Annotated in this window: 14 protein-coding genes; 10 read left to right on the top strand and 4 right to left on the bottom strand. The window is 69.7% G+C overall.

Annotated elements, in window-relative coordinates:
* Positions 1–24: 24 nt before the first annotated feature.
* Genes ISP17_RS03865 through ISP17_RS03855 form a run of 3 tightly spaced genes read left to right on the top strand, consistent with a single transcriptional unit; the run spans position 25 to position 6,624 of the window.
* Positions 25–2,694 (top strand): beta-mannosidase, encoded by a 2,670-nt coding sequence (locus tag ISP17_RS03865; protein ID WP_404630210.1) that lies wholly within the window; start codon positions 25–27, stop codon positions 2,692–2,694.
* Positions 2,691–4,136 (top strand): glycoside hydrolase family 125 protein, encoded by a 1,446-nt coding sequence (locus tag ISP17_RS03860; protein WP_404630208.1) that lies wholly within the window; start codon positions 2,691–2,693, stop codon positions 4,134–4,136. Before ISP17_RS03865 ends, ISP17_RS03860 begins: the two co-directional genes overlap by 4 nt.
* A 55-nt stretch (positions 4,137–4,191) precedes the next feature.
* On the top strand, positions 4,192–6,624 hold the full coding sequence (locus tag ISP17_RS03855) for a GH92 family glycosyl hydrolase (protein WP_404630206.1): 2,433 nt from the start codon (positions 4,192–4,194) through the stop codon (positions 6,622–6,624).
* A 138-nt stretch (positions 6,625–6,762) separates the two neighbouring features.
* On the opposite strand, the gene ISP17_RS03850 is transcribed toward ISP17_RS03855, so the two are convergent.
* The 4 genes from ISP17_RS03850 to ubiH form a co-directional block, all read right to left on the bottom strand.
* Complete coding sequence (locus tag ISP17_RS03850; protein WP_404630204.1) at positions 6,763–8,358, bottom strand: tetratricopeptide repeat-containing sulfotransferase family protein; 1,596 nt, start codon at positions 8,356–8,358, stop codon at positions 6,763–6,765.
* A 214-nt stretch (positions 8,359–8,572) separates the two neighbouring features.
* On the bottom strand, positions 8,573–9,361 hold the full coding sequence (locus tag ISP17_RS03845) for a dienelactone hydrolase family protein (RefSeq protein WP_404630202.1): 789 nt from the start codon (positions 9,359–9,361) through the stop codon (positions 8,573–8,575).
* Positions 9,362–9,395: 34 nt separating this feature from the next.
* Positions 9,396–10,613 (bottom strand): UbiH/UbiF/VisC/COQ6 family ubiquinone biosynthesis hydroxylase, encoded by a 1,218-nt coding sequence (locus tag ISP17_RS03840; protein WP_404630200.1) that lies wholly within the window; start codon positions 10,611–10,613, stop codon positions 9,396–9,398.
* On the bottom strand, positions 10,610–11,833 hold the full coding sequence (gene ubiH, locus ISP17_RS03835) for a 2-octaprenyl-6-methoxyphenyl hydroxylase (protein WP_404630198.1): 1,224 nt from the start codon (positions 11,831–11,833) through the stop codon (positions 10,610–10,612). Before ubiH ends, ISP17_RS03840 begins: the two co-directional genes overlap by 4 nt.
* 129 nt (positions 11,834–11,962) lie before the next feature.
* Between ubiH and ISP17_RS03830 the strand changes: the two genes are divergently transcribed.
* From ISP17_RS03830 to rsmA, 7 genes are all read left to right on the top strand, one after another.
* Positions 11,963–12,556: a hypothetical protein gene (locus tag ISP17_RS03830; RefSeq protein ID WP_404630196.1), complete on the top strand. Its 594-nt coding sequence runs from the start codon at positions 11,963–11,965 to the stop codon at positions 12,554–12,556.
* 7 nt (positions 12,557–12,563) lie between these two features.
* Positions 12,564–13,139, top strand: a complete 576-nt coding sequence (locus ISP17_RS03825; protein WP_404630194.1) for a cob(I)yrinic acid a,c-diamide adenosyltransferase — start codon at positions 12,564–12,566, stop codon at positions 13,137–13,139.
* A 7-nt stretch (positions 13,140–13,146) separates the two neighbouring features.
* Complete coding sequence (locus ISP17_RS03820; protein ID WP_404630192.1) at positions 13,147–14,067, top strand: histone deacetylase family protein; 921 nt, start codon at positions 13,147–13,149, stop codon at positions 14,065–14,067.
* A 116-nt stretch (positions 14,068–14,183) separates the two neighbouring features.
* On the top strand, positions 14,184–16,586 hold the full coding sequence (locus ISP17_RS03815; RefSeq protein ID WP_404631415.1) for an LPS-assembly protein LptD: 2,403 nt from the start codon (positions 14,184–14,186) through the stop codon (positions 16,584–16,586).
* A gap of 39 nt (positions 16,587–16,625) precedes the next feature.
* On the top strand, positions 16,626–17,987 hold the full coding sequence (locus ISP17_RS03810) for a peptidylprolyl isomerase (RefSeq protein WP_404630190.1): 1,362 nt from the start codon (positions 16,626–16,628) through the stop codon (positions 17,985–17,987).
* A 6-nt stretch (positions 17,988–17,993) separates the two neighbouring features.
* The gene (pdxA, locus tag ISP17_RS03805; RefSeq protein WP_404630188.1) at positions 17,994–18,992 is read left to right on the top strand and encodes a 4-hydroxythreonine-4-phosphate dehydrogenase PdxA; all 999 of its coding nucleotides are present in this window, start codon (positions 17,994–17,996) and stop codon (positions 18,990–18,992) included.
* Positions 18,993–19,043: 51 nt separating this feature from the next.
* Positions 19,044–19,844 (top strand): 16S rRNA (adenine(1518)-N(6)/adenine(1519)-N(6))-dimethyltransferase RsmA, encoded by an 801-nt coding sequence (rsmA, locus tag ISP17_RS03800; protein ID WP_404630186.1) that lies wholly within the window; start codon positions 19,044–19,046, stop codon positions 19,842–19,844.
* The last annotated feature ends 40 nt before the right edge of the window (positions 19,845–19,884 follow it).

Below are 19,884 nucleotides of genomic sequence, written 5' to 3'. Positions count from 1 at the left end.
CGATCTGTGGCACGGTGGCGGGCGATGTCATCCCTCATCCCGCGCTACCGCCCGTTGCACCGACCCGGCTGGCTGCTCGCCGGCCTGCTGGCCGGCTTCGTCGCGGCGAATGCTTCCGCATCGCAGAGCCAGCCGCTGGAGCGGGGCTGGCAGCTGCGGATGCTGCCCGGCAGCCGCGCGGCACGCGATCATCCCCCGTTCGAGCGGTGGCAAGCCGCGACGGTCCCGGGCAGCGTGCAGGCCGACCTCGTGGCGCACGGCCAGTTGCCCGACCCGGACTGGCGCGACAACGAGGCGAAGCTGCAGTGGGTCGGGCTGGCCGACTGGCAGTACCGGTTGCGCTTCGCGGTCGATCCCGCGCTGCGCCGTGAGCGCCACCTCGCACTGGTGTTCGACGGGCTGGACACGCTGGCCGACGTCACGCTCGACGGCCGGCCCGTGCTGCACGCCGACAACATGTTCCGCCGCTGGCGCGTACCGCTCGACGGGTTGGCCGGTGCCGACGAGCACACGCTGACGGTCACCTTCCACTCGCCGATCGCGCAGTGGCAGCCGTGGCTGGCGCAGCAGCCCTACGCCCTGCCCGGTGAGTTCGACTCGGCCTTCGGCGACGAGCCGCCCGGCCGCCAGGTGACCAACTACGTGCGCAAGGCGGCCTACCAGTTCGGCTGGGACTGGGGTCCGCGACTGGTGACCCAGGGCATCTGGCAGGACGTGCGGCTGGAGGCCTGGAGCGGCTGGCGGCTGGACGATTTCCACGTGGCGCAGACGCACGTCGACGCGGACCGCGCGCAACTGCGCGCCGGCTTCGCGATCCAGTCCGACACGGCCGGGCCGGCCCGCCTCGTCGTGCACTGGCGCGCGCCCGACGGCCGCGAAGGCACGACCGCGCGCGACGTGCGGCTCGTGGCCGGCGCGCAGCAGTTCGACGTGCCCGTGGCGATCGCCCGTCCGCAGCGCTGGTGGCCGGCCGGCTACGGCGCACCGAACCTCTACAGGGTGTCGGCCGACGTCATGGTCGACGGCCGCGTGGTCGCGCAGGCACAACGCACGGTCGGCCTGCGCTCGATCGAACTGCAGCGCACGCCCGACCGTTGGGGCCACAGCTTCGCCTTCGTCGTGAACGGCGCGCCGGTGTTTGCCAAGGGCGCCAACCTGGTGCCGTTCGACGCGCTCCCCTCGCGCACCACGACCGCACGCATGCGCCGCCTGCTGGACGATGCGCGCTCGGTGCACATGAACATGCTGCGCGTGTGGGGCGGCGGCACGTACCTGCCCGATGCGTTCTACGCCATAGCCGACCGGCGCGGCCTGATGATCTGGCAGGACTTCATGTTCGGCGGGGCGATCCCGCCACCGGACGCGGCGTTCCGCGCCAACGTGAAGCAGGAGGCGATCGAGCAGGTGACGCGGCTGCGCGACCATCCCTCGATCGTGCTGTGGTCGGGCAACAACGAGGTGCAGACCAGCTGGGAGAGCTGGGGCGACCGACAGGATTTCCGCAAGCGCATCGGACCGGCCGAGAGCGCGCGCATCGAGCAGGGCATGCACGCGCTGTTCGACGACACCCTGCGCGAGGTCGCCACGCAGCTCGATCCCGAGGTGCCGTACTGGCCGGGGTCGCCGGAAAGCGAGGGCGACGCGCCGGCCAACAGCCCGGACAGCGGCGACGCCCACGTGTGGGACGTGTGGGGCGGCTCGGCGCCGGTGGAGGATTACTTGAAGACCACGCCGCGCTTCCAGTCGGAATTCGGCCTGCAGTCGCTGCCGGTGATGGCGACGATCCGGCGTTTCGCCGCGCCGCAGGATCTGGCGATCGATTCGCCGGTGATGCGCGCACACCAGAAGTTCGACCACGGCAACGGCAACCAGCGCCTGCTGCTGTACGTGCGCCGCGGCTACGGCGAGCCGAAGGACTTCGCGGCGTTCGCCTACCTCAGCCAGGTGATGCAGGCCGACGGCATCGAGCTGGCGGTGGACCACCTGCGCAGCGCGCGCCCGCGCAGCATGGGCGCGCTGTACTGGCAGCTCAATGACGTGTGGCCCGGCGCCTCGTGGTCGAGCATCGACGTGCACGGCCGCTGGAAGGCGCTGCAGTTCCGCGCGCGGCAGTTCTACGCGCCGGTGCGCGTGGTGCCGCTGCGCCGGGACGGACGCACTTCAGTGTTCCTCGTGTCCGACCGCGCGACGCCGCTGGCCGCGCAGTTGCGGACGCGGGTGATCGGCATGGACGGCACGGTGGTCTCGGACACTACGCGTGCGGTGACGCTGCCGCCGCTGGCCAGCGTCCACGTCGACAACCTCGCCGATGCCGCGCTGCTGCGTGGTGCCGACCCGCACCGCACGCTGGCGGTGTTCGAGCTGATCGCCGACGGCCGCACGATCTCGCGCCACCTGCTCTACTTCGACCGCGCCGCGGCGCTCACGCTGCCGGCGCCGGACATCCGTGCCACCCTGCGCCGCAACGCCAATGGCCTGGCACTGGACCTCGTCGCTACCCGATTCGCGCGGGCGGTGTGGATCGACTTCGGCGATCGCGACGCGACCCTTTCAGACAACGGCATCGACCTGCTGCCCGGCGAACACGCCGTGCTCCAGGTCCGCTCGCAAGACGACATCGACACGCTGCGTCGCGCGATGCATATTCGCTCGCTGGTCGATGCTGTCGCCGCCACGCCAGGAACCCCGCCATGACGCTGAGCCGCCGCGCCCTGCTCAAGCTCGCCGGCGCCGCCGCGGGCGGCTTCGCCTCCGGTGCCGACTTCGCACGCGCCGCGGTGCCGCCCGTGACGCGCTTCGCCAGCCGCCGGCCACCGCCGAGCAAGCGCCTATTCACCAGCGCCGCGGTCGAGCGGACGCTGGCGCTGACCGTGGCGACCATCGGCGATCCGGAACTGGCCTGGCTGTTCGGCAACTGCTACCCGAACACGCTGGACACCACGGTGCAGCTGGACACGCTGGACGGCCGACCGGATACCTTCATCGTCACCGGCGACATCGATGCGATGTGGCTGCGCGACTCCGCCGCCCAGGTCTGGCCCTACCTGCCGCTGGCGCGCGAGGACAAGGCATTGCGGCGGCTCTATCGCGGCCTGATCCATCGCCAGGCGCGCTGCATTGCGATCGACCCGTACGCCAATGCCTTCCTGCCCGATCCGCGCAGCCGCGCCGCACTGAGCTGGGCGTTGCACGACGACACCGACATGCGCCCCGGCGTGGCCGAGCGCAAATGGGAGATCGACTCGCTGTGCTGGCCGATCCGCCTCGCCCACGGCTACTGGCAGGCCAGCGGCGACACCGAACCGTTCGACGACGACTGGCGTGCGGCGATGCACCGCGTGCTCGCCACCTTCCGCGTCCAGCAGCGCAAGGACGGACGCGGGCCGTACCGTTTCCAGCGCATGTCGGAGAACGCCGCGGAAAATCCGCCGCTGAGCGGCTATGGCAACCCGGCGCGGCCGGTCGGCCTGATCCACTCGATGTTCCGACCTTCGGACGATGCCTGCCTGTATCCGCTGTCGGTGCCGTCCAATTTCTTCGCCGTCACGTCGCTGCGCCAGCTGGCGGCGATGAGCGAGGCGATCCATCATGACCGCAGCTTCGCCGCGGACTGCCGCGCGCTGGCCGACGAAGTGGAAAAGGCGCTGCATCGCTACGCATTGATGGCCGGCGATGCCGGCGGCGACGTGTGGGCCTACGAGGTGGATGGCTTCGGCAACCAGCTGTTCATGGACGACGCGAACGCGCCCAGTCTGTCCAGCCTCGCCTATCTGGGCGCCTGCCCACGCGACGACGCGCGCTACCGGCGCACCCGCGCGCTGGCGTGGAGCGCGCGCAATCCGTACTTCTTCGATGGCCGCGCCGCGCAGGGCATCGGCGGGCCGCATCAGGGCCTGCGCATGATCTGGCCGATGTCGATCACCATGCGCGCGCTGACCAGTGACCGCGACGCCGAGATCGCCCAATGCCTGCACTGGCTCAAGACCACCCACGCCGGCACCGGCTTCATGCACGAAGCCTTCGACCAGGACGATCCGGCCAAGTACACCCGCAGCTGGTTCGCCTGGGCCAACAGCCTGTTCGGCGAGCTGATCGTCACCCTCGCCGCGCAACAGCCGCACCTGCTGACCGCCTGATCCATCCCACGTCCCCGCGGTCGCGTGGCGGCCGCTTCCACGGAGAAAACGCACCATGGTGACCCGCCGCCGCTTCCTGCAAGGTTCCGCCACCGCCCTCACCCTGCTGGGCACGCGCCTGGCACCGGCCTCGCCGCTCGCCGCCGCGCTGTCCGCGGCGCGCCAGCCGGAGTCGGCAGCAGGCTTCACCACTGGCGGGCTCGCGCGCTACGTGGACGTGTTCATCGGCACCGGCGGGCACGGCCACACCTTTCCCGGCGCCACGCGTCCGTTCGGCATGGTGCAGCTCAGCCCCGACACCCACGACCAGGGCTGGGACGCCTGCTCGGGCTACCACCAGGGCGACGGCTCGATCATGGGCTTTTCGCACACCCACCTCAGCGGCACCGGCGCCAGCGACATGCTCGACGTGCTGGTGATGCCGGCACAGGGACCGGTGCAGCTCGCCCCCGGCACGCGCGGTCGGCCCGACGTGAACTACCGCTCACAGTTCGACGGCATGCCGCCCAAGGGTGTGCAGCAACCGCCGGTCGACGCGGTGATCACCCCGGGGCCAGGCTATCGCTCACGCTACGACCGCGCCAGCGAGCAGGCGCAACCGGGCTACTACCGGGTGCACCTCACCGACCACGACATCCTCGCCGAGCTCACCGCCACGGCGCGCACCGGCCTGCACCGCTACACCTTCCACGGCGAGGGCGCGGGCCATCTGCTGGTCGACCTTGCGCACGGCTTCCACGACGGCGACGCGCCGGCGAAAGTCTCCGACGCGCTGCTGCGGGTGGTCGGCAACGACACCCTGGTCGGCAGCCGCCACGTGCACCAGTGGGCCAACGGCCGCCAGATCCACTTCGCGATGAAACTCTCGCGCCCGTTCGCGCACGCCACGCTGTGCCGCGAGGACGCTGCACTCGGCGATGCCAGCGAGGCGCACGGCGCCCACCTGAAGGCGGCGCTGCACGTCGACGACATCGCCAGTGCACCGCTGCTGGTGAAGGTCGGGCTCTCGGGCGTGGACATCGACGGCGCGCTGCGCAACCTGGAGGCCGAGGCGCCAGGCTGGGACTTCGACGCCACCCGCGACGCCGCGCTGGCCGAATGGAATCGCGAGCTCGGGCGCATCCGCATCGACACCGGCTCGGACGCCACCCGGCGCACCTTCTACACCGCGCTGTACCACACCATGCTGGCGCCCACGCTGTTCAGCGATGTCGACGGCCGCTACCGCGGCATGGACCTGGCCGTGCACACGCTGCCGGCGGGCCAGCACAACTACAGCACCTACTCGCTGTGGGACACCTATCGCGCGCTGCACCCGCTGCTCACCCTGACCCAGCCCGAGCGCGTGCCCGACCTGGTCAACGGCCTGATCCGCATGGCGGCGGAGAGCCCGGACGGTCCGCCGGTGTGGCCCCTGCAGGGCGTGGAAACCGCCTGCATGATCGGCTACCACTCCGCCGCGGTGGTAGCCGAAGCGGTCGCCAAGGGCTTCCCGGGCATCGACGTGGCGAAGGCCTGGCCGCTGTTCCGCCAGCGCGCGATGGACGACGACTACCGCGGCCTGCCGTACTACCGCAAGCTCGGCTACATCCCCAGCGACAAGGACTGGGAGGCAGTCAGCAAGACGCTGGAATACGCCTACGACGACTGGGCGGTGGCGCACCTCGCCGACGCCGCCGGCGCGCACGACGATGCGAAGGCACTACGCGAGCGCTCGCGCAACTACGCCCACGTGTTCGATGCGAAGCTCGGCTTCGTGCGCCCGCGCGGCGAGAACGGGCAATGGCTGGAGCCGTTCGATCCGCGCGCGGTGGGCCACGGCTCGCGCTGGCGCGACTTCACCGAATCCAATGCGTGGCAGGCCACCTTCCTCAACCAGCACGACCTGCACCACTACATCGACATGTTTGGCGGCGACGCCGGCTTCGAACGCAAGCTCGATGCGCTGTTCACCACCGACTCCACCCAGGTCGGCGACACCCCGCCCGACGTCGCCGGCCTGGTCGGCCAGTACGCGCACGGCAACGAGCCCAGCCACCACGTGGCCTACCTCTATGCCTACACCGGCGCGCACCACAAGACCCAGGCGCGCGTGCGCATGCTGTTGCAGACCATGTACGCCGACCAGCCGGACGGCCTGGCCGGCAACGAGGACTGCGGCCAGATGAGCGCCTGGTACGTGCTCGGCGCGCTGGGGCTGTACGCGGTCGACCCGGTCAGCACCAACTACGTGTTCGGCAGCCCGCTGCTGGATCGCGCCGAGCTCGCCCTGGGCGGCGGGCGCGCGCTGGTGATCGAGACGCACGGCAACAGCGCCGACACACCGTACATCCAGTCGGTGACGTGGAACGGTCGGCCGTGGCACAAGAGCTGGATCAGCCACGCCGAACTGGCCAAGGGCGGCACGCTCTCGTTCGCGATGGGACGCACACCGAACCCCGCGTTCGGTCGCGACGCGGCAGACCGGCCACCGTCGATGCAGGTGTAATGAGGCGGCGGCCGCCTGCAGATGGCTTGGCGATGATGCGTAGCCCGGCGACTGCGGTACGCAGGTAAGCGTCATCTCGATCAGCTAACCCAAAGCAGTGGACCCTGCGTCACGCTTCGTCCGCCGAAGGCAGAGGGATCAGGCCAGCGCCAACCGCAGCGCTTCGAGCTGCGTCGCGTAATGCTGCCAGTCGCCGAGCCCACGGCCGTGGATGGCCTCGCGAACCTGGGCGCTGCTGGGCGTCGCCACAGGCGCGGTATTGCGTTCGGGATGCAGGCAATCTTCCTCCAGCTCGAGTCCGCAATACGCCAGCACGGTGCGCATCATCGCCTCGGGCTGTTGCACCAGCGAGGCATACGGGACATCGAGCAGGGCGTCGGGAAGCGTGGCATGCCAATGCGCCATCAGCCGAACATACTGGCCGTGATAGTGCGCGAGCGAAGCGATGTCGTAGCTGTAGGCCGAGGTATGGCCGAACATGGCCTTCAGATTGGAGAAGCACACGTCCATTGGCTCCCGAACCGTATGCAGGATCGGCGCATGCGGCAACGCCCGGTGGATGAGGTCGACGAACGGAAAGTTCGTCGGCAACTTGTTGATGTAGTAGTCGCGCCCCTGTGCGCGCCATTGCGTCTGCCGCAGGTAGCGCGCGCCCAGTTCGTGGAAATCGATATTCCTGCTGCGTCGGATGAGCTCCAGGCGATGCCTCGCGTCGCCATCGGGCACATCGGCGAGCCACTGCAACTGGCGCAGCAAATCGTTGATCTCGCCCGCGGAGGCCACTTTCGAGTGATTCGACAGCATGCGATCGAGCAGGGTAGAGCCTGACCTCGGCATGCCGACGATGAAAATGGGCACGGGGCCATCGAATCGCGGCGCCAACCTGGCGCCGCCGACATTCCCGGCCAGGGGCTGGCGAATGATCGCATCCGTGACCGCAGCTTCGCCGTCGGCATCGTATGGATTGAACGCGTGCATGATCGCGTTGCTGCGCTCCAGCGCCGCCCAGGCCTCGTCATGCTGCCCAAGGTCATCCAGCTCTTTGAAGAGGGCGTGCTCGAATTCGGCGCGGACAAGATTGTCCTCGGCGACCTTGCTGTTCGTCGGGATGCGGCGAAGCTGCGTACGCAGGAAGTCGAGGTGGTTCGATTCCGCCGTCTGCCGGCGCAGGCGGGCCAGCGCCATCGCCGCCCCGCTGAAGGTCGGCCAGTGGTGCAAGCAGGCGTCCAGCACTGCGCCCGCCCGCTCCATCTGACCGGTGAATTGAAGCAGCATGGCGTGCAGATAGTGCTCGTCCGGGGTATCGACACCCGCGGCCATCGCTCGTTCGATCAAGGCAAGGGCGGCCGGAATGTCGTTGAGCATCCAGTGCAGGTGGGCCTGCACGGCCAGCAACTCGCCTGAAGGATCGCGCGCCAGCGCGGGATGATCGAGACAGTGGCGCGCCGCCACCGTTTCGCCGCACAGGTACAGGCGTCGGACCAGCTGGGTGATCAACGCCGCATCGTCGGGAAGCCGTGACACGACCGCCAGCAGTTCCCTCGTCGATGCACGCAACTGGCCGCGTTCGAGCAACACGCTGGCCAGCTGCATGCGTGCGACCGCATCGAGCGGCACCCGCTGAAGCAGCGTCTCGAGCGTCGTCTGCGCGGCGACCAGTTGGTGACTTTCGAGGTACTGCTGGGCGCGGCGCCGAAGGCGATCCTCCGCCGCATGAAGAGGGTCGGTTGTCATCGACAGATGGTGCATTGAGCCGCGGCGGCAAAGCAAATGCCCGGGAATCGAGGAAACATGACGTCAACCGACCAGTTGCGACCAGCGGAGCATCACACAGCGCAATAGAGGCTGGGCAGGTGGCGGCCACGCCGTCGCCCCCGTCTCTCGACAATCTCGATCCCACACGGAACGGATGCGTGCGAGATGAGGCAACGCTTTCCGACGACCTGAATTAGTCGGTGCCGGCGAATGCGTGATCCAGCCAGTCGTGCATCAGCCGGTAGCTGCGCGCGGCGGCGCGGGCGTCGTACATGCAGCCGGGGCTGTGCTGGTCGGTCTCGGTGAAGCAGTGCACGGCGTGGCCGAGCACCACGAACTGCCAGTCGGCCGGGCTGGCGCGCATCTCGTCCATGAAGGCGGGTGCGTCGGGCATGGTGCCCTTGTCGTCGGCACCGTTCATCACCAGCACGCGTGCCTTGATCTGCTTGGCCAGCGCGGGATCGTCGGTGGCCAGGCCGCCGTGGAACGAGACCACGGCGGCGATATCCGCGCCGCTGCGCGCCAGGTCGAGCACGGCCGTGCCGCCGAAGCAGAAGCCGATGGCGGCCAGATGCGAGAGGTCGATCGGCGCATCCTTGGCCTGCGCCTTGAGCTGGGCCAGCGCGGTGTTCATACGCTGGCGCAGCAGCGGGCGGTTGCCGTAGAGCGGCTTGGTCGCCGCCTGGGCCTGATCGTTGTCGGCCGGACGCACGCCCTCGCCGTACAGGTCGGTGACCAGGATCACGTACTGCTTGCCGGCGATCATCTCGGCCTTTTTCACCGCCATTGCGTTCACGCCGTACCAGTTCGGCACCATCACCAGGCCGGGGCGCTTGGTGGACACCGCATTGTCATAGACCAGCACGCTGCGGAAGGTGGTGCCGTCCTGCGTCCAGGTGACGGTCTTGTGCACCATCGCCGCGTGGGCGGCGAGCGAGCCGAGCGAAAGTATCAGCAGCGAGGTCAGGCGTAGCAGGCGCATGGCGTGGGACTCCAGGTGCGTGGGACGGAAGGGTTCAGCGGCCGGCGGCATGCCCGCCGACGAGCTGCTTGAGCGGAGCAAGGCGATCGAGCAGGCGCACGCCGAGCCCGCGCATGGCGACCAGCGGCGACGCCTGCCAGGCGTAAATGCGCGCCAGCGTATCGAAGCCCAGCGCGTCCAGCGTATCGGCGCTGCGGCGGCGGCGCGCGTAGCGGCGCAACACGTGCGGCGCGGCAATGTCGCGCCCGGCAGCGCGCGCGTCGACCAGGGTGTCGCGCAGCTCGATCACGTCGCGCAGGCCCAGGTTCACGCCCTGGCCGGCCAGCGGATGCACTGCGTGCGCGGCATCGCCCAGCAGCACGAAGCGCTCGGCGTCGTAGCGTTCGGCCAGCTTCAGCTGCAGCGGAAACGCGGCGCGCGTGCCGGTGGCGGTGATGCGGCCGAGGCGGAAGTCGCTGGCCACGCCCACCGCGTCGCAGAATGCCGCCTCGTCCAGCGCCAGCGCGCGTGCGGCTTCCTCCTCGGGCAGCGACCACACGATCGAGCAGCGCCCGTCGGCCAGCGGCAGAAGGGCCAGCGGGCCGGTCGGCAGGAAGCGCTGCCAGGCGGTATTCGCGTGCGGCCGCTCGGTGCGCACGTGCGCCACCACACCGCGCTGCTGGTAGTCGCGTCCGCGCGTGCCGATGCCGGCCATCGCGCGCAGCGGTGAGGCGGCGCCGTCGGCGGCGACCAGCAATCGCGCCGCCATCGACTGGCCGTCCGCCAGCTCGATCTGCATCCGGTCCTCGCGCGCCTCGAAGCCGGCCACCTCGGCCGGACAATGGCGCTGCACGCCGGCCGCGTCGAGCGACTGCCACAGCGTCGACTGCACCAGCGAGTTCTCGACGATGCAGCCCAGCGCGGACTGGCCGCTGGCGGCCGCATCGAAATCGATCGCGGCGCCGCTGCCGGCGTCCCACACGTGCATGTGCGCATACGGCCCCACGCGCGCCTGACGAATGGACGTCCAGACGCCCAAGGCATCCAGCAGGCCGATCGACGAGGGCGCCAGCCCGACCACGCGCAAGTCGACTTCGTCTTCCACGCGCCACGGCGCCGGCTCGCGCGCCTCGATCAGCGCAGTGGTGAAGCCGGCGCGGGCCAGCGCCAGCGCCGCCGCGGCGCCGACCATGCCGCCTCCGACGATGGCGACATCGAGCTCGGGGCCACGCCGGCGCCCGGCGATGTCGCGCGCAGCAAGGGGACGGTTCATGGCAGGGTCTCCAGCACGGCACGCGGCGGCTCACCACGGAAACCCATGCCGCGCCGGGCCAGCATCTGCTGTAGCGGCGGCACGCGGTCGTAAGCCAGCAGCGCAAGCGAGCGGAACGGCGCAAGCAACGGCTGCGGCAGGCAGGCCAGCTGCACCAGGCCGTGGCTCATCGTCATGGTGCCTTCGCGATCGGGCGCGCGGCGCGCGGCATAGTCGTCCAGCAGTTCGGCGGCGCCGGGATCGGCCGCGCCAGCAACCAGCTCGGCCAGCGTGAGCGCGTCGCGCAGGCCAAGGTTGAAGCCCTGCGCGCCGATCGGGTGCACCGTCTGCGCCGCATTGCCCACCAGCACCGCGCGGGGGCCCGTCAGTCGAGTCGCCGCCACCCGGCGGATCGGATAAGGCTGGCGCCGACCCGGCCGCGCGAGCCGGCCGAGCTTCCAGCCGAAACGCTGCTGCGCCAGCGCGGCGTAGGCCGCGTCGTCCAGTGCTGCCACGGCATCGGCGTCGTGCGCCGGCACGGTCAGCACCAGGCCGCAGCGGCGCTCTGACAGCGGCAGCAGGGCGATCGGGCCGTCGTCACTGAAACGCTCGAACGCGCGCCCGGCCGGATCACGCTCGGGCGTGATGGTGCACACGAACAGGCTCTGACCGTAGTCGTGCCGCTCGACGGCGATGCCCAGCCGCTCGCGCACGAACGATTCAGTGCCGTCGGCGCCTACCACCAGCGCGGCCTGCAGCGTGCGTTCGCCATCGGCGGCGCGCACGGTGGCCCGCCAGCCGCCATCGATCGGCTCCAGCGCCGACAGCGTGGCGGGTGCCAGGCGGGTCAGCAGGCGACACTCGTCCAGCCGGCGCGCCAGCGCCGCGCCCAGTTCGCGGGCGGGCAGCGTCCAGCCCAGCGCGTCGACATCGTGGCGCGCGGCGTCCAGTCGGGCGCTGCCGAACTCGCCGGCACGGTTGACGTGGATGTGCGTGATGGCGGTGGCGCGCGGCGCGGCGTGCGGCCATACCCCGATCGCCTTCAGTCCGTTCACGCTGGCCCGCGCCAGCGCGAGGTTGCGCTCGTCATAGCTGGCCGCGGCGTTCGCTTGCGGCGGCGCCGCGTCGATCAGGGTGGCGGGCACGCCGGCCGCGTCCAGTGCAATCGCCAGACTGGCGCCGACCAGGCCGCCGCCGACGATGAGCACGCCGCCCGCGGCGGCAGGGTGAGATGCGTTCATCCGCTGAATGATACGCGCCGCCAGCCGTGCTGCTGCAGCGGCCGGGCGCCGCAGCCGGCCGGGTCGCCAAGCGCCGGGCGGCCGACTAGACTAGCGGATCGTTTTCCGCCGCTTTCGATGGAGCACCCCATGGCCACAACGCAGTCCCAGCGCCTCGGCATTTTCAGCGTTCTCGCCCTGGTGATGGCCGCCACCCGCCTGCATCACTTCGACGCCATCCCGGATGCGTCCTGGGGCGTGTTCTTCCTGGCCGGCTTCTGGCTGCGCGGCTCCGCCCGCTGGGCTTTTCCGTTGTTGATGGCCGAGGCGGTGCTGGTGGACTTCTTCGCCATCACCAGCCAGGGCTTGAGCTTCTGGAGCCACTACTGCGTGTCGCCGGGCTACTGGTTCCTGCTGCCGTCGTACTTTGCGCTGTGGCTGGGCGGCAGCTGGCTGGCGCGCCACCAGGCGGGGTTGCGTCCGGCCACGCTCGGCATGGCCGCGATCGCGCTGCTGGTGAGCGAGGCTGCCTGCTACCTGCTGTCCAACGGCAGCTTCTACTGGCTGTCGCCGACCACCGCGGCCGCGCGCAGCCTCGACGGCTGGTTCGCCAACCTGGGCGACTGGTACCTGCCGTTCCTCGGCACCACCGCGCTGTACGTGGGCATCGGCGCCGTGCTGCACGTGCTGCTGACCCTGCTCGCCCGCAGCGCCGACGGCTCGCGGACCAGGCTGGCTGGCTGAGGCCACGATGGGCAACCGCCTCTCGAAGATCTATACGCGCACCGGCGACGACGGCAGCACCGGCCTCGGCGACGGTTCCCGCGTACCGAAGGACTCGCTGCGGGTCGCCGCCTACGGCACCGTCGACGAGCTCAACAGCACGATCGGCATGGTGCTCGCCTGCGACGGCCTGCCGGACGAGGTACGCGAGACGCTGACCCAGGTGCAGCACGAGCTGTTCGACCTGGGTGGCGAACTGTGCATCCCCGGCATGGCGATGATCGAGGAGAGCGACATCGCGCGGCTGGAGCAGGTGCTGGACCGCTTCAATGATCCGCTGCCGCCGCTGAAGGATTTCATCCTGCCCGGCGGTGGCATGGCGGCGGCCAGCTGCCACCTTGCCCGCACCGTCTGCCGCCGCGCCGAGCGCGAGGTGGTGGCGCTGGGACGCGAGGAAAAAGTGCGGCCGCAGGCGCCGCGCTATCTCAACCGCCTGTCCGACCTGCTGTTCGTGCTGTGCCGCGTGCTGGCCCGGGCCAGCGGACACGGCGAGGTGCTGTGGCAACACGAACGCCGCCGCAAGCCCGCGCCTGCCGCCGACTGAACACCTCATGCTGCGCCTGTACACGCATGAAAGCTGCCTGCGGCACGACCCGGGCCCCGGTCATGCCGAGTCGCCGCTGCGTCTGAAGGCCGTACTGCAGGCGCTGGATGCCGACCGCTTTGCCGCGGTCGATCGGGTTGAGGCTCCGCGGGCGACGCGCGAGCAGCTGCTGCGCGTGCACGACGCCGCGCACGTCGATCGCGTGCTGGGCAGCGCGCCGGCCGAGGGCCGCGTGCAGCTCGATCCGGACACCTGGATGTCGCCCGGCTCCGATGAGGCCGGCCTGCGCGCCGCTGGCGCCACCTGTGCCGCGGTGGATGCCGTGCTTGCCGGCCAGACACCGCGCGCGTTCTGCGCCGTGCGCCCGCCGGGCCACCACGCCACGCCGAGCGAGGCGATGGGCTTCTGTCTGTTCAACTCGATCGCGGTCGCTGCCGCCCACGCGATGGCGGCGCACGGCCTGAAGCGCATCGTCATCGCCGATTTCGACGTACACCACGGCAACGGCACGCAGGACATCTTCGCCAGCGACCCGCGCGTGGTGTTCGTCTCCAGCCACCAGTCGCTGCTGTATCCGGAAACCGGCTTCGCGCACGAGCGCGGGGTGGGCAACATCATCAATGCACCGTTGCCGGCCGGCGCCGGCTCGATGGAATTTCGCGAGACCTGGCACAACGAACTGCTGCCGCGCATGCACGCGTTCCGGCCGCAGCTGGTGCTGGTCTCGGCCGGCTTCGACGCGCACCGCGACGACCCGCTGGCCGACCTGCGGCTGGGCACCGAAGACTACGCATGGATCACCCATCAGCTGGTCGAACTGGCGCGCACCCACGCCGGCGGACGACTGGTGTCCAGCCTGGAAGGCGGCTACGACCTGCGCGCGCTGGCGGCGAGCGCCGCGGCGCACGTCGAGGCCCTGCTCGCGTGACGAACGACGCCGTCGGCTGAACCTGCACCGCGGCCGGATACGCGCGTGTCTGCCGGGTCCGGGGCGTTTCTGCTAGCTTAACGAGCCCTTTCCGCCGACAGACTGCCAACGTGACGATGACGCCGCGCCCGTTGCCCCCGCGCCGCCTGCTGGCGGTTGCCGCTGCCCTCGCCCTGTTCGGCGCACCGCTGGAAGTGGATGCTTCCACGGCATCGGCCGGTGCCGCGCCCGCCGATGCCACCACGACCTGTCCGCTCGGCTCGTTCCACTGCCCGTCGCGGCCGATAAGCTACGCCATGTGCCGGCCGAACGCGCTGCTTGGTTTCTACGACCCCAGCCTGCCTCGCGACAGCGCACTGCGCGATAGCGCGGACACCAACGTCGACGCCGAGCGCGTGGACAGCTCCAACCAGACCCTCTACAAGCTCAGCGGCGACGTGCGGATGCAGCGCGCCGACCAGCTGCTGCGCGCCGACCGGGTCGACTACAACGACCAGACCACCGACTACGACGCCCGCGGCAACGTGCGCTACCAGGATGCCGGCCAGCTGTTCTCCGCCGACCGCCTGCGGGGCAACAACCAGGCCAAGCGCGGCGTGGCGGACAACGTCACCTACCAGCTGCTGGAATCGCGCGGCAATGGCGTGGCGCGCAAGGCCAACCTGCTCGACGCCCAGCACAGCCGCTATGAGGACGTCACCTACTCGACCTGCGACGTGGGCCATCGGCTGTGGGAGGTGCGCGCGCACAAGCTCACGCTGAACCGGGACACCGGCGTGGGCGTGGCGAAGGGTGCGACGATGCGCTTCGCCAACGTGCCGTTCCTGTACCTGCCGTACCTCAGCTTCCCGATCGACGACCGCCGCAAGAGCGGCTTCCTCGCGCCCACGTTCGGCAATTCCAGCCACTCGGGCTTCATGGCGAGCGTGCCTTACTACCTCAACCTGGCGCCGAACTACGACGCCACGCTGGAGCCGCGCCTGTACTCCAGCCGCGGCGTGATGCTGGGCGGTCAGTTCCGCTACCTGCTGCCCGGCACCAGGGGGCAGTTCGACTTCGAATACATCAACAAGGATCACGGCGAGAACCTCGCCAAGTCGGGGCTGACCACGCAGGGCCGACAGCGCTACCTGTACAAGTTTTCGGACAGCACGGCCCTGTGGCCGGGCTGGAATTTCAGCACCAGCGTGAACCGCGTCTCGGACAAGAACTACCTGCGCGACTTCAGCAACGACCTGTACACCACCGCGGTCAATTCGATCGCCTCCAACGCCTACGTGCGCGGTTCCGGCAACTGGTGGAGTGCCTCGCTGGGCGTGGACAGCTACCAGAACACCGACCCGTTCCTCACTGACAGCAGCCTGCAGTACAAGCGCTGGCCGCGCGCCACCTTCAACCTCGACGTGCCGCTGGCCGACTGGCTGGAATTCGGCATGGACAACGAGGCGGTTGCCTTCCGCAAGGACGGCGTGGTGGAAGGCAAGCGCGCCGATCTCTACCCGTACCTCGCCGCCGACTGGCAGGGCGCCGCGTGGTTCGTGCGGCCCAAGCTGGCCTATCGATACACTGCGTACCAGCTCGACGATTACTACTCGCTCTACGGCTACGGCGGCCGCCTCGGCGCCAACCAGGTGTCGCCATTCACCGCGCGCAGCCCCAGTCGCGCGCTGCCGATCGCCAGCCTCGACACCGGTCTGATCTTCGACCGCAGCGCCTCGCTGTTCGGCAACAGCTACACGCAGACGCTGGAGCCGCGCCTGTATTACCTGTACGTGCCGTACCGCAACCAGGACAACCTGCCGCTGTTCGACACGCGCCTGCTCAGCTTCGACTACTGGCAGCTGTTCTCGCCGAACCAGTACTCCGGTGCCGATCGCCAGATGAACGCGAACAACCTCACCGGCGCGCTCACCACGCGACTGCTGGACGACAACGGCGTGGAGCGCTTCTCGGCCAGCTTCGGCCAGATCCGCTACTTCAACCCGCAGCGCGTGAAGCTGCCGGGCCAACCGGTGACCGACTGGACCGGCTCGGATTACGTGGCCCAGGCCAGCATCCAGCTCAACGACCAGTGGCGCGCCAGCTCCTCGTACCAATGGAGCCCCAATACGCGCAAGACCGACCTGGGTACGCTCGAACTGCAGCGGCGCATCCGCAGCGACGGCATCCTCAACTTCTCCTACCGCTTCCGCCGCGTGCCGGGGAGCATCAACACGCTGCTGGAACAATACGACGCCTCCACGGTCTATCCCGTCTCCGAACGCTGGCGCCTGCTCGCGCGCTGGACGTATTCGGTGAAGGACCGTCGCACGGTGGAGGCACTGGCCGGGCTGCAGTACGAAAGCTGCTGCGTGATCGTCAGCCTGGTCGGACGGCACTACGTGAACCAGTACGACATCACGGCCACCCGGCCGCCGACCAACAACGCGATCATGTTCGAGCTGCAGTTCAAGGGACTGGGTGCGTTCAATGGCCAGGCCGAGGACTTTTTGCGGCGTGGTATTCTGGGATATCAATAATTTGTCCATCGCCTGACGGCGATCGAAGGCTCCGTTCTGATGAAGCAACCTCTCGCGCTGTTCCTGCTCGCGATCGCCGCCGCGACCATCGCTCCCGCCCACGCCCAGCTGCTGCCGCAGGCCTCGCAACCCGCGCAGACAGTCGCTGGCGACCAGTCGCTGGACCGCATCGTGGCCGTCGTCGACGACGGCGTGATCCTGCAAAGCGAACTCGATGATGCCGTGCGCGCCGTGCAGCAGCAGTACGCGAACAGCCCCAACCAGCTGCCGCCGCTCAACGTGCTGCAGCGCCAGGTGCTCGATCGCCTCATCCTGATGCGCCTGCAGGTCAACAAGGCCGCCGACCAGGGCATCCGCGTCTCCGACGCCGAGGTCGACCAGGCGGTCGCCGGGGTCGCCCAGCAGAACCGGATGACCGCCGACCAGCTGCGCGCGGCCGTGCAGCAGAGTGGCGCCAGCTTCGCCGCCTTCCGCCAGCAGTTGTCCGAACAGCTGATCGCGCAGCGTCTGCACGACAGCGTGGTGCGCGACTCGGTGCAGATCACCGACAGCGAGATCAACAACCTGCTCAGCAGCCCCAGCTACAAGGCGGGTGAAGTGCACCTGGCGCACATCCAGGTCAGCATTCCCTCCGGCGCCTCCCCCGCGGACATCCAGGCGGCACAGGCCAAGGCGACCGCCGCGATCAAGGCGATCCAGGGCGGCATGGACTTCAACGCCGCGGCGATCCGCTACTCCGACGCGCAGGACGCCCTCGACGGCGGCGATCTCGGCTGGCGCCGCATCGACGAAGTGCCGCCGGCCTTCACCGACACGATCGCCACGATGAAGCCCGGCGACATCACCCCCGCGCTGCGCGGTCCGACCGGCTTCACCATCCTAAAGCTGATCGGCCAGCGTCAGCCCGAGCGCCAGGTCGTCACCGAGTATCACGCGCGCCAGATCCTGATCACCCCGAGCGAACTGATGACGCCCGAACAGGCGCAGCAGAAGGCGCAGGAGCTCTACGACCGCATCGTCAACAAGCACGAGGACTTCGCCAAGCTGGCGAAGGAAAACTCCAAGGACGACACCACCGCCAACGCCGGGGGCGACATGGGCTGGTTCGCACAGCAGGCGTGGGGTGCCACGATCGCCCAGCAGCTGGCCGCACTGAAGCCGGAGCAGGTGTCCAAGCCGTTCCAGAGCGAGGCCGGCTGGCACATCCTGGAGCTGCTGGGCACCCGCCAGGCGGACCGCACCGACGAGATCGCCCGCAACCAGGCCCGCCAGGCGATCGGCAACCGCAAGGCCGAGCAGGCCTATGACGATTTCCTGCGCCAGCTCAAGGCCAACGCCTACATCAAGGTGATGGTGCCGGAGCTGCGCGATCCCGATCAGCCCGGCAACGGAAACGCCTGAGGCCGCATGGACACGCGCCCGCGCCTGCGGCTCGCGCTGACCGCTGGCGAACCGGCGGGCGTCGGTCCCGAACTGCTGGTGCGGCTGGCCGCGATTCCGTTCGATGCCGAACTGGTGGCGATTGCCGATCGCGGCCTGCTTGAACGCGCCGCCGCCCGCTGCGGGCTGGACATCCAGCTGATTGACGACAACGCCCCGGCCCCGGCGCTCGCCACCGCGGTGCAGCTGCGCGTGCACCACGTGCCCATGCCGGCGCCGGAGCAGCCCGGCGCGCCGGACCCGGCCAACGCCCGCTACGTGTTGGCTACGCTCGCCGAGGCGGCCGACGGCTGCCTGGCCGGCCGCTACGATGCGGTCGTCACCGCGCCGCTGCAGAAGTCGTCGATCAACGATGCCGGCATTGCCTTCACTGGCCACACGGAATTCCTTGCCGAGCGCGCTGGCGTCGATGTGGTGATGATGCTGGCCAGCCCGGAGCTGCGAGTGGCGCTCGCCACGACCCATCTGCCGCTGTCCGCCGTGCCGGCCGCGATCGACGGACCGCTGCTGCAGCGGGTGCTGCGTACCGTGCATGCGGAACTGCGGCGCAAGTTCGGCATTGATGAACCGCGCATCGCCGTGCTCGGTCTGAATCCGCATGCCGGCGAAGGCGGTCACCTGGGGCGCGAGGAGATCGACACGATCATTCCCGCACTGGACGCGCTGCGCGGCGAGGGGATGGAACTGCTCGGCCCGCTGCCGGCCGACACCGCATTCGTTCCGGCGATGCGCGCGCGTTACGACGCAGTGCTGGCGATGTATCACGACCAGGCACTGCCCGTGCTCAAGAGCGAGGCGTTCGATCGCACCGTCAACCTCACCCTCGGCCTGCCCTTCATCCGCACCTCGGTCGATCACGGCACCGCGCTGGATCTGGCCGGCAGCGGTCGCGCCGACCCGTCCAGCCTGATCGCCGCCGCGCGCATGGCGCTGGACCTGGTGCTGCGCAGCCGCCGCGCCGCCTGATCGCGCCGACTCGCCGATCCCGGTCGGCGCACTACCTTTCCCGAGTTGCCCATGAACGCCCGTCCCAAGAAAAGCTTCGGCCAGCACTTCCTGCACGAGAAGCGCTACATCGACCGCATCGTCAGCGCCATCTCGCCGCGCGACGGCGATACCGTGGTGGAGATCGGCCCGGGCGAAGGCGCGCTCACCCTGCCACTGCTCGCCGCCGCCGGCCGCCTCACGGCGATCGAACTGGACACCGACCTGATTCCCGCATTGCGCGAGCGCGCCGCTGCGGTGGGGGCGCTGGCGATCATCCAGGCCGACGTGCTCACCGTGGATTTCACCGCGCTGGCCAGCCAGCTGGGCGCCACCCGTCTGCGCATCGCCGGCAACCTGCCGTACTACATTTCCAGCCCGATCCTGTTCCACTGCGTGGAGCACGCCGCGGCGATCCAGGACATGCACTTCATGCTGCAGAAGGAAGTGGTCGACCGCATGGCGGCCGAACCGGGCAGCAAGGTCTACGGACGGCTGTCGGTGATGCTGCAGCTGGCCTGCCGCGTGGTGCCGCTGTTCGATGTGCCGCCGGGCGCGTTCCGCCCGCCGCCGAAGGTGGATTCCTCGGTGGTGCGTCTGGTGCCGCTGGCGGCCCACGAGCTTCACGACGCGGACCCGCTGCGCGTGCACGCTATCGTGAAGGCCGCCTTCGCACAGCGGCGCAAGACGCTGGCCAACGGACTGAAGCAGTTGATGGATGCCGATGCCATCCGGCAGGCCGGAGTCGATCCGGGCGCGCGCGCCGAGACGCTGGCGCCGGCCGATTTCGTGCGGCTCGCCAAGGTCGTCGATACCCGTCGCGCGGCAAGCTGAAGCGCGCCGTCATCCGCCTGACCGGATCGCGCCGGCAGGC

This window comes from Dyella ginsengisoli (assembly GCF_044904665.1).
Lineage (GTDB): Bacteria > Pseudomonadota > Gammaproteobacteria > Xanthomonadales > Rhodanobacteraceae > Dyella_A > Dyella_A ginsengisoli.
This window is presented reverse-complemented; position numbering and strand designations above follow the sequence as displayed.